At 71.9% G+C, this 11,275-nt stretch carries 4 protein-coding genes and 1 pseudogene; all 5 read right to left on the bottom strand.

Going from position 1 to position 11,275, the window contains the following annotated elements:
- Positions 1-7,255: amino acid adenylation domain-containing protein (locus tag FYX01_RS16500; RefSeq protein WP_150242312.1), on the bottom strand; the 7,255-nt coding region annotated here is incomplete at its 3' end.
- 2 nt (positions 7,256-7,257) lie between these two features.
- Positions 7,258-8,412 carry an aromatic ring-hydroxylating oxygenase subunit alpha gene (locus FYX01_RS16495; protein ID WP_223830498.1) on the bottom strand — a complete coding sequence of 385 codons (1,155 nt, stop codon included), beginning with the start codon at positions 8,410-8,412 and terminating at the stop codon, positions 7,258-7,260.
- Positions 8,413-8,507: 95 nt separating this feature from the next.
- Entirely contained in the window at positions 8,508-9,746 is a 1,239-nt protein-coding gene (locus FYX01_RS16490; RefSeq protein WP_150242310.1) for an NAD(P)/FAD-dependent oxidoreductase, read from the bottom strand.
- An 830-nt stretch (positions 9,747-10,576) separates the two neighbouring features.
- Entirely contained in the window at positions 10,577-11,014 is a 438-nt protein-coding gene (locus FYX01_RS26210; protein ID WP_190394356.1) for a hypothetical protein, read from the bottom strand.
- Positions 11,015-11,045: 31 nt separating this feature from the next.
- Positions 11,046-11,196: pseudogene (locus FYX01_RS27270) on the bottom strand (lipoprotein ABC transporter ATP-binding protein); the annotation flags it as partial.
- Positions 11,197-11,275 lie beyond the last annotated feature (79 nt).

Genomic DNA, 11,275 nt, shown 5'->3' with positions numbered 1-11,275 from the left:
CGCCTTCTCCGGGGACGAAGCCGTCGGCGTCGGCGTCGAAGGCCCGCGACCTCCCCGTCGGGGAGAACGAACGCAGTCGCGACCCCAGCTGGAAGTACTGCGGGGAGAGCCCCATGTGGACCCCCGCGACGAGGGCCTGGTCGCACTCTCCCGCCCGGATGCTGCGTACCGCCTGGTGCAGGGCGACCAGCGAGGACGAGCACAGGGTGTCGATGGTCATGCTGGGGCCGCGCAGGTCCAGGAAGTGGCTGACCCGGTTGGCGAGGATGGCGTTGTGGTTGCCCAGCGCGGCGGCGGTCGGCACGACGTCCCCCACCACCTGGTCGCGGTAGTGCTGGTAGCTGGCCCCCACGAACACACCGACCGTCATGTCGCGGTGGGCCCCCGAGGGGCCGGCGTTCTCCAGCGCCCGCCAGGCCGACTGGATCAGGTGCCGCTGCTGGGGGTCCATCCATCGCGCGTCGGCCGGCGGGATGCGGAAGAACCCGGGGTCGAACTCGTCCCACTCACGTACGAAGCCGGCCTCACGCAGGTAGACACTGCCGGGAGCCTGGTCGGTGGCGTAGTAGTCCTCCAGGTTCCAGCGGTCGGCGGGTACCTCGCGCACGTGGTCCTCGCCCCGGACCAGGACCCGCCACAGCTCGTCGACACTGGACGCACCGGGGAACACGCCGTCGACACCGATGACCGCGATGTCACGCGTCCCCTCGGAGCCTGCGGCCTCCGCACCGGCGGCCTTCCCGCCGGGGGACCTCCCGCCGGCGGTCCTCCCGGTGGCGGTGTTCCCGCCGGCGGTCCTCCCGCCGGGAGCGCCCTCCACGTCCGCGGCGGTCCCGCCAGGCGGCTCCTCCGCGTCCGACGAACCAGGCGTGTCCGCCCGCCGTACCCCGTCAGGGGAGACGGCCTCAGCGGGCGCCGGGACTTTTCCCTCCGCCCTCGCGGGCGCGGAGGTGACGCCGTACCTGTCGCGGAGTTCGGCGACCAGCCCGTTGACGGTCCCCACCTCCAGCAGCAGTGTGGGCGGCAACGACACCCCGAGCCGTTCGCCGATGTCCTGGGCCAGCGACACCGAGAGCATGGAGTCCATCCCCTGCTCCTGGAGCGGGGCGTCGGGTTCGACCTCCTCGGTGTCCAGTTCCAGGGCCCGGGCCACCCAGCCGACCACGGCCGGGGCCAGCCCTCCCGCCGCGGGAACCCCCGAGACGGAGGGCGCGCCGGCCGGTCCGCTCCCGTTGGGGGAGACGGCCGGGGGCGTGTGCGCGGCGGGCGCAGCCGGGACGGCGAACCCGGAGACGGGGGGTGCCGCCCGGTCGGGCACGTCGTCCGCCGTACCGCCCCGCGGCTCCGCCGGTGCGATCCGCTTCCAGGTCAGCTCGTGTACCTCCACCAGCGGTCCGGAGTCATCCCGGACCACCAGGCTCGCCGTCACCGTCGCCCCGTCCGGCGCCACCCGCTCACGCCGCGCGTACACGCGGGCCTCGCCGGTGAGGGGACCGAAGACGCTCAGCGAGCGCACGGAGAAGGGGACGTGGAGACCGCGCGCACCACAAGCCGCCAGGGCTACCTGGAAGGCGCCGTCCAGCATGCGGGGGTCCACTCCCCCGGTGGTGCCGTCGCCGATCAGCCTGCCGAACGCCTCACCGGGCAGAGTCGACAGGGACCGCACGCACCGGAAGCCCGGTCCGTACTCCAGCCCGTCCCTCTCGAAGGAGGCGTACATCCGCGTCACGTCCACGGTGAGCGACCCGTCCGCCGAACCGGCGGCGAGGGAGGGCGGAACCTCCTCGGCGACACGGGCCTCGCAGACCAGGTTCCCGGCACCGTCACGGAAACTGACCGCGTCCGCCTCGCGAAGGCCTCGCAGCCCGGACCCGGCGGCCACGGGAGCACGGAGCACCATGTCGGTCAGGCGGAAACTCTTCCTGCCCAGCAGCTCCCCCGCACGGAACGGGTACCCGGCGGCCGGGAGGACGGCCCGTCCCCGTACGACGTGCTCGGCGGCCTCGGGCAGGTCCGACCAGGCAGCTTCGGCGCGCGGCGCCTCAGAGCCACCGGGCTCCAGCCACAGGCGCCGGTTCTCGTGCGGGGTCGACGGAAGCCGGACTCCGGCGCCTCCCGGCACCCGGGGCAGGTCGTGGCCCTCGACGAACAGCCGGGCCGCACGGTTCAGGTCCTCTCTCGTGAGGGGGAGCGGCAGCCGGTCCTGGACGGCGGACCCCTCCTGAGCCGTCCCCGTGTGCAGGGAGCGCGTGTCGCCGATCCCCGCCAGGAACAGGTACAGCTTGTCCTCCAGCTGCTCGGCGCTGGAGACCACACAGGCCAGCCGGTGCGGTCTGGCGGGCCTGGCCCGCGCGGCCGCGCACATGGCCGCCAGCGCAGGTCGGTGCGGGGAGTCCAACAACCGCAGGTAGCGACGCGCCAGGACCCGCAGGGACTCCTGCGAGTCCGCGCTCACGACCATCAGGTACGGGCTCTCGCCCTCCGGGGCGGAGGCTTCGTCGGCGGTCGCGGTCAGGACCGCGTGGGCGTTGACGCCGCCGAACCCGAAGCTGCTCACCCCCGCCGCGGCCGGGCCCCGCCACGGGGTCAGCCGCGCGGGCAGGTACAGCGGCGAGTCCTCGAAGGCGAACCCGCGGTTGGGCACCGACAGGTGCGCCGCGGGCGGGATCTGCCGGGCCTGCAGCGCCAGCACGGTCTTGATCAGGCCCGCGATGCCGGCGGCGGGTTCCAGGTGGCCGATCGCGCTCTTGACCGATCCCACCGCCACCGACGATCGGGGCACCTCGCCGAGCACCGCGCGCAGGGACTCCAGTTCGATGATGTCGCCCAGGCTGGTACCGGTTCCGTGCGCCTCGACGTAGCCGAGCTCGGCCACCCCCGCAGCGGCCATCGCCCCGCGGATCACCCGCTGCTGGGCCGTGGTGCTCGGAGCTGTGAGGAAGCCCGAGTCGCTCCCCGTGTGGTTGACGGCGGTGCCCCGCACCACGGCCAGGACGGGGTCCCCGTCCCTGCGGGCGTCGGCCAGGCGCTTGAGGACCACCACGCCGCACCCCTCGCCCCGCACGTAGCCGTCGGCCTCGTCGTCGAAGGTGTGGCAGCGCCCTGTAGGCGAGAGCATTCCGTTGCGCCGGAACGCCCTGCTCTTGGCCGGGGTCAGGATCAGGTTCGCCCCGCCCACCACGGCGGCGTCGACCGCTCCCGTGCGCAGGTGCATCGCCGCCTGGTCCAGGGCGACCAGCGAGGACGAGCACGCGGTGTCCACGGCCAGGCTCGGCCCCGACCAGCCGAAGACGTACGAGAGCCGGTTGGCGACCATCGACACGGCCGTGCCGGTGGCGGCGTGCGGGTCGCCGTGCCCCACGCTCCGGGAGACGAGTTCGGGGAAGTCGCTGGCGATCGTGCCGATGAACACGCCCGTGGACTCGCCCAGGGAGGTGCCGTCGTGGCCGCTGGACTCCAGTGCCTCGTCGGTCACGCTGAGCAGCAGCCTCTGGAGCGGGTCCATGCGCCTGGCCTCGCGGTCGGCCAGCCCGAAGCGCTCGGGAGCGAAGTACTCCACGCCCTCGATCCAGCCCGCCTGGTGGTCCTCCTCCCCCTCCCACAGGCGGTTCCACCCGCGGTGGCCCTCCGGGGCCGGACCCACACGGTCGGCCTCCCCGGCCAGGTCGGCCCAGAACTCGTCGGGGGTGGTGGCGCCGGGGAAGCGGCAGGCCATTCCGATGACGGCCAGGGCGTCCCCGGGAGCCTCAGCGGAAACGGTTTCCCGGCTGGTGGACGTGGACGCGGGCGCGGGGGCCGGGTGACGTGCGGCGGGTGTGTCCGCCGCGGTGCCGACAGGCGGCCGGACGTCCTTCCGCTGGGCGGATCCGGTCCCGTCCAGGGCCGCGGCCAGCCGCTCGGGCGTACCGGTCGCGAAGATCAGCGGGGCTCCCACCTCACGTCCGAGCTCCTCGCCCAGGGCGGTCGCGGCCCGCACCACGTTGGCCGAGTCTCCGCCGAGATCGAAGAAGTTGTCCTCCTCCCCGAACTCCGTGTGGCCCAGCACCCGTGCGAACACCGCCGCGATCCGCGCGGTCGGGGACGCGGCACTGCCCGGACCGGCGGCGGACGGCGCCGTGCGGATGACGTTGCCGCGTGTGGGCGCCGGCAGCCGGGAACGTGCGGCCTTGCCGTTCTCGGTCAGGGGAAGGGCGTCGAGAAGGACGTAGGAGTCCGGGACCATGTAGCCGGGCAGCCGCTCGGAGACCCACGCGTCCAGTTCGGCCCGGGCGGGCGGCTCGTCCGCGACGAGGTAGGCCGTGAGCCGCGGTTCCCCCGCGCCCTCGAAGGGGACGGCGGCCACCACGGCCGCCGACACCCGCTCCAGCTGCTCCAGGCGGGCCTCGATCTCGCCCGGCTCGATCCGGTTGCCGCGGACCTTGACCTGGGCGTCGGTCCGCCCGATCCACTCGATCGACCCGTCCGGGTGCAGGCGCACGTCGTCACCGGTCCGGTAGGCGCGGCGGCCGTCGGGCAGTGCGGCGAAGACCGCGGAGGTCAGGTCCGGACGCGCCCGGTAGCCCTCGGCCAGCCCCACCCCGGTGATGAGGAGGGCACCCGTCCCCCCGGGCCCCACCGGGGACATGGCCTCGTCGAGGACGTGCAGCTCCAGCCCCGGCAGCGGTTCGCCGATGGGGACGAAACCGCGGTCGAGGTCCTCCACGAGGTGGGCCGAGACCCAGACGGTCGCCTCGGTGGGGCCGTACATGTTCCACAGCTCGGCTCCCGAGTCCAGCAGGGGGCGTGCGACGTTCAGCGGCAGCGCCTCTCCGCCGGAGAGCGCCACCAGGTCGGCCCTGGGCCGCCACCCGGTGTCCAGGAGCAGGCGCCACAGGCTCGGGGTCGCCTGCACCAGGTCCACGGTGTCGGCCAGCGCGGCCAGTGCGGCGGGGTCGGCCACCGCGTCCTCGTCGGCCAGCTCCACCGTCGCTCCCGAGACCAGGGGCAGGAGGAGCTCCAGCAGGGAGATGTCGAAGGCGACGGTGGTGTGGGCGAGCACGCTCATGCCGGGCCTGGCGCCCAGGACCGCGCCGACACCCTCCAGGAAGTTCGCGAGGGCGGCATGGCCGACCTCGACCCCCTTGGGCGTTCCCGTGGAACCGCTGGTGAACAGGACGTAGGCCGGTGAGCCGGGGCGCGCCGCGTCCTCGTGCGCGGCCGTGGGATCCCCGGGTTCGGGCACCAGCACGGGAGAGCCCACGAAGTGGGCCCGCCCCTCCAGCTCGGAGGTGGTCAGGACCAGTGCGCTCTCGGCGATCTGCGCGTACGTCCGCAGCCGCTCCGGCGGATAGCCGGGGTCCAGGGGGAGGAAGGCCGCCCCGGCGCGCAGGACGCCCAGCATGGACGGGACCAGTTCCCGGCCGCGGCCGGTGAGCAGGGCCACGACCGACCCCTCGCCCACACCGCGTTCCCGCAGGCCGGCGCACACGGCAGAGGACCACGCGTCGAGCTCGGCGTAGGTGATGTTCTGGTCGCCCGTGCGTACCGCCACCGCGTCGGGGGTCCGCTCCCACACCTGGCGGACCAGGTCCAGGACGGTCCGGGCGGAGCGCTCGGCGGGCGCAGGACGTGTGAGGGGCCCGCCCCGCTCCTCGGAGGGCTCGGCGACCGGCACGGGGGCCGGCTCAGCGGTGGGCGGCTCCGCGGGTTCGGACCGTAGCGCGGACAGGATCCGCTCCTCGACCTCGTCCACGAACTCCAGCGCCTCGGAGCCGGGCATGGCGGTCTCCCGCACGAACACCGCGGGGACGCCTCGCGGCGGTAGCACCAGTGCGACCTCGGTGTCGGAGGCGACCGAGGCCGGGTCCTCGCGGAAGCGCTCCAGGACCATCACCCGGGTGAACGACGGGCCCTCGGCGCCCGGCGGGCGCTGGGCCAGCCCGAGGCGGACCTCCAGGTCCGTCGCGTACAGGCCCCGGCGCTCGGCCGCGGCCAGGTCCTCCTCCGGGGAGGACGGGGAGGACGCGTCGAAGCGGACCGGCACGCGGGTGGTGGCCAGGCCGCGAGTCCGCTCGGCCAGGTCCTGCGCCCGGTGGGGCGACCACCCGAAGTCGAAGGAGCCTACGCCGCCGCGCTCGGACAGGACCTCCAGGAAGGCCCGGCGCACCGCGGCGGAGTCCTCCTCGCACATGGGCAGGAAGGCCATCTCGAACCGGTTGTAGTGGGAGACCTGTGCGGAGAAGTCGTCGGCGTCCAGAGGGAGGGTACGCAGGTCCGCGAGCCGGTCGCGCCACCTGTGCTCGTGCGCTCGCAGGTCCGGCTGTGCCCGCTCCACCGCCTCCAGGAACCCCTCGTCCGGGGCGGGGACCGGCTCGCCCACGCGCAGCCCCAGCCGCTGGGCCGCGCCGCGCCCGCTCACCGCGTCGCCCTCGGTGGTGGTGAAGTCGCTCAGCACCATGTCGGCGTCGGGAGCCGCGATCCGGATCTGCGAGTCGGTCACGGCGACGGTCGTGCTCTCCCGGTACTCCTCGTCCCGGTCGAGTGCGCGGATCTGACCGACGAAGACGGCGTCCCGCGCGGTGGCGAACGCGGGCAGCCCCACCGGGTTGGGGAACGAACCGAAGTCCAGGGCCTTGGACAGGCGCCCTGCCTCGGCCGCCGCCGTGCCCGCGTGGACCACGCCGCCGCCGGCCATGCGGTCGGCGCGGGCGAAGAAGCGCCACTCGCGTCCGGGATGGGCCGGGACGGGGTCGGGCAGGCGCCCCTCGGCGAGCAGGGGGGCCATCTCCGCGAACAGGTCGATGCCCGCCTGGGCGGTCTCGTAGGTCAGGGAGAGCGCCGTGGACAGGTCGCGCACCGGGAACCAGCGCTCGGCGACCACGGCCCCGGCGTCGACCTCCTCCTCCATCACGTGCCAGGTGGCGGCGTGCCGGCGCACCCCCTCGTACAGGGCCCAGGAGGCGATGTTGCTGCCCGCGAAGCCGGGCAGGGGGCCGTCGTGGAAGTTCAGTGCGGCGATCCTGGGCAGGGCCAGCACCTCGGCGGGCAGGATCCGGAAGTTGACGACGCTGAACAGGAAGTCGAAGGGCTGGGAGGACAGCGCACCGACCAGGTCGCCGTGCGGGTCCAGGGCCTCCACGCCGTGCGCGCGGGCCCACTCCGTCACGGCCGGATCGTCCGACAGGACGCCTCTGACCCGGACCCCGTGGGAGAGGAGCAGTTCCGCGCAGGAGGTGAGGACCCGGGTACCGCCGATGACGTAGCAGTCGACACTCATACTCAGGCCTCCGCGTCCTGGGTGTGGCGGGCGACCCAGGCGTCGATCTGCGCGACGACCTCCTCGTCCAGGGAGAGCTGGCCCGGGCGCCACATGGGGTTGGACAGGCCGCGGTGCGTGCGCTCGCACAGCTCCCAGTCCTCGTAGTTGGCCTTGTCCCACAGGGCGAAGACGGCTTCGTGGGAGAAGCTCTCCTTGGCGGTCTCGTCCGGGTGGAACAGCCAGAAGTGGCGGACGACGCAGGAACCGGGGCTCTCGGGCCACACCCACTGCATCATCACGTAGTCGCTGGTCATCCCGAAGAGCAGGTTGGGCAGGATCGTGATCCAGTTGACCTTCCGGCGGTCCTCCACCGGTACCAGCGGCATGGGGGCGCGGTCGGTCCGCCCTGTCGTGGAGATGGACCCGTACCCCTCCCGCAGCATCTGCCAGGCCCCCACGATGTCGTCGCCCTTGAGGTCGTAGGTGCCCGCGGCGTCGAAGTCGGTGACCTTGTGCAGGTCCTTGTGGGCGGTGGGAAAGTGCAGGCTCTCGTTGACGTTGTGCGCGACCAGCTTCCAGTTGGAGGCCACCGGGTAGTCCTTGTACTGCACGCACCGCAGGTCGGCCAGCTGGTAGGCGTCGGCGAACCGGTCGAACTCGCCCAGGGCCTCGTCCAGATCGGGCGGGTCCTCCGCGAAGCACACGAAGACGACCCCGTGCCGGATCTGGGTGTGCACCCCCACCAGGCCGTTCTCCTCCTTGGAGAAGAAGTGGTCGAAGTAGGTGCCGTTGTGGGTCTTGAGCCCGCCGTTGCGGTCGTAGACCCAGCAGTGGTAGACGCAGACCAGGCTCTGGCGCTTGCCGACGGGCTCCTCCACCAGCTTGTAGCCGCGGTGCCGACAGTAGTTGTGGTAGGCCTTGACGCCCTCGTCGCCGTGGAGGAGCAGGAGGGATCCGCTACCGATGTTCAGGGTGGTGAAGCAGCCGGGTTCGGGGAGACGGGACACGTGGTCCACGGGGAGCCAGCGGCGTCCGTAGACGCTTCTCATCTCCCGTCGGAACTGCTCCTCGCCGGTGTAGAACTCGTGGGACTGGCCGACACCGCCGGTGTCGAAGTACTCGCGTTCCTCGTTCTGCTCACTGATGAGATCGAACATGCTGGACACTTCGGTCATGACGACTCCCGGGAGGGTCGGGGGAAGCTGGGGGAGGGCGACTCGCGGGGCCGTCCGGCTCCGCGCACCGGTCGCGGACGGGAGAGGAGCGCTGCTCAGGCGCTCGGATCGTAGACGCGCTCCTCCTCGGGAACGCCGGTCTCGTCGTAGAGCTTCTGGAGGCTCTCGGGGGAGAAGATCTCGTCCCCGTGCACCAGGCCGGCGATGATGCCCAGCATGGTGTCGGTCCACTTCTGGTCCTGGCTGATCGCGCCCATGACCGCCTTGTAGAACGGCGGCAGTTCGAGTTCGGCCAGGGTGCAGGTGAAGTCGTAGACGGGGGCGCTCTCCTCGTCGCGTGCCGCCGCGTAGTCGGCCAGGGCCTCGTCCACGGGGCGCTTCCCGGACAGCCCCTCGTGCAGGCGGTCGGCCAGCATCTCCGCGTGGATGAAGGCGTCGGCCATGCCCCATCCGGTGAAGGGGTCCTTGTGGTATCCGGCGTCCCCCACCAGGGCCCAGCCAGGACCGTGGGCGGTCCGGTAGTAGTTGTCGGGGTTGCGCATGGGACGGAAGGGTTCCTCGCGGTGGCCTTTGGCGCGCAACTCCTCGCCCATCTCGGGCACCACGTCGTCGAAGGTGGCGAGGAACTGGTTCTCCGCGTCCTGGCGGAACTCCTTGAGGTGGGAGCGGTTGCAGATCACGGCCAGCATGGTCAGGCCGTCGTTGGTGGGCCACGTGCCGATCCACCGGCGGTTGTGGCCGGTCTTGTGGTGCAGGCCCCAGTCGAGGCCGCTGTAGTAGGAGTAGTAGATGAAGTTGGCCGCCGGCCGGACGTCGTAGGTCTGCGCGCCCGCCCGCTTGGCCACGGTCGAGTGGAAGCCGTCCGCCCCCACGACCACCTGCGCGAGCAGCTCGCGCTCCTGGCCCTTGCCCTCGCGCCCCCGCACACCCACGACGCGCCCCTCGGAGAAGACGAGGTCGGTGACGCTGAAGTTCTCCACGACCTCACAGCCGGCCTCACGGGCACCGTTGAGGAGGATGTCGTCGAGGACGGTGCGGCGCGGGCAGTAGACGGCGTCGATCCCGTCGACGGGGGCGGCGAACCCGTTCAGTTCGATGCCCTGGAAGGCGAAGTGCATCTTGCGGATGGCCGGGGCGCCCGACTTGACCACCGGGTCGAGGAGGCCCCAGTCCTGGAGCCGCAGCAGGGCGGTCTGGTGGAGGTAGTGCGTCGAAACGGTGTCGCTGGGGAAGGAGGCGCGGTCCAGGACAAGGACGCGGTGGCCCTTCCTTGCGAGCAGCATCGCGGTCGGGGAACCGGCGCATCGCGCGCCGACAACGATAACGTCGTACATCTCTACCTGGCTTTCTGGTGGGCGCTGTTCATGCGGGGGCCGGAGGCGAAACCGTGCCCCGGACGCCGTTTCTCCGAGCGCCGGCACACGGACGTGAGGCGGGGGAGTGCTCCGTTCCTACTGGTACGGAAGGTGTTCGAGCCCGGGCGAGCGACATAAAGCTCGCACCGCCCTCGAAGCGAAGTCAAAGAACGCATTGTGCTGGTTTCGGCACGAAGAGTTCCTGGTTTGTGGGATAATTAGCGCACACGAGAAGTGGCGCACCCGAGTCGTGCGGTGTGAACTGGGGGTCTGTGTCGTGCCGAGACATGCCTGTTCAGTCAGTGCTTCCTGTCAAGGGTGCGTTCGGAGTGGCATGTATCACACTCGTGGCATTCTGCCTGGCCGGGGCATGTCTTCCCGCTTCTCCACGGCGACCTCCCGTGTGCGGAAAGCCATAGCCGCAGGTGGTCGGGGCGCCTTTTCCCTCGCTTGCGCACTGCCGGGACGAAGTTTCCGCGTCGAGGTTTGATAAATCCCCTGAGGTTTCATCGGGCCATTCTCTGTGCGCCCTGGGAACATGTGTTCGGGTTCCATCTGGAAAGGTCGTCCGTCCTGGAACGGGCCTTTGGGTGAGGCGTCCCGGGCGTCGGGGTCGAAAGACAGAAACCGGTGGCGTACTAAAGACTCAGCCGTGCCGGCGGCTCTCACCCGCTTGGCTTGGGGCGGCCGGATGCCGATGTTTTCCGGATATAATTTTTCTCTGACCGATACATGAGTTGGGGACGTCTGAAAGTAATCCCCTCGGTGCACGGGCAGCGGTGCCGGGCCCGCGGCCGCCCGGCTGTGCTTCAGCTCCCGTCGGCCAGACGGGTGGGGAGCTCGTCGAACGGCAGGTGCTCCACCTCGGAGGTGGCGGGGCCGATCCGGTGGGCGAACGCCGGAGCGCGGTTGAGCAGGGTGTCCAGTTCGCGGCTGGCGCGCTGGGCGGCCAGGGCCTCAAGCGCTCCCCCGCCGGTGAGCGTCAGCGCGATGATGGGGCCGGTGATGTACTCGCCGACCAGCACGGGGGCGATCACGGCGACGACGGCCAGGACGTCCAGGCCCCAGTGCCCGGCCGTGGGGTTCCTGACCATGTCCCGCGCGGTCACGGCGGTGACGATGCCGAGGGCGCCGACCGCAAGGACGCCCACCGCGCTGCTCAGACCGAGCGCGGTGAGGACCAGGGCGGCGGCGGGTGCGGCCGCCGCTCCCAGGGCCAGCGGCTGGCCGTGGAGGAACCGGATCATCGTCACATCCCCGGTTCCGCGGTGTAGGCCAGGCTTCGCGCACGTTGTCGTTGTGGGTGGCGACCACCACCGCGCGCCCCTCGCGGGCCATCTGGCGCAGGCTCCCGCAGGGTGTCGGTGACCGTGCGCCCGTTGTCCCCGTCCAGCGCGCCGGCCGGCTCGTCGGCCAGCACCGGGGAGGGCTTCTCGGCCATGGACTTTCACAGATGATCTTGCCCGTACCGGCGTGCTCGGCCGCCGACACCGCCGCTACGGGCAAGA

The sequence above is a fragment of the Nocardiopsis quinghaiensis genome (assembly GCF_008638365.1).
Lineage (GTDB): Bacteria > Actinomycetota > Actinomycetes > Streptosporangiales > Streptosporangiaceae > Nocardiopsis > Nocardiopsis quinghaiensis.
This window is presented reverse-complemented; position numbering and strand designations above follow the sequence as displayed.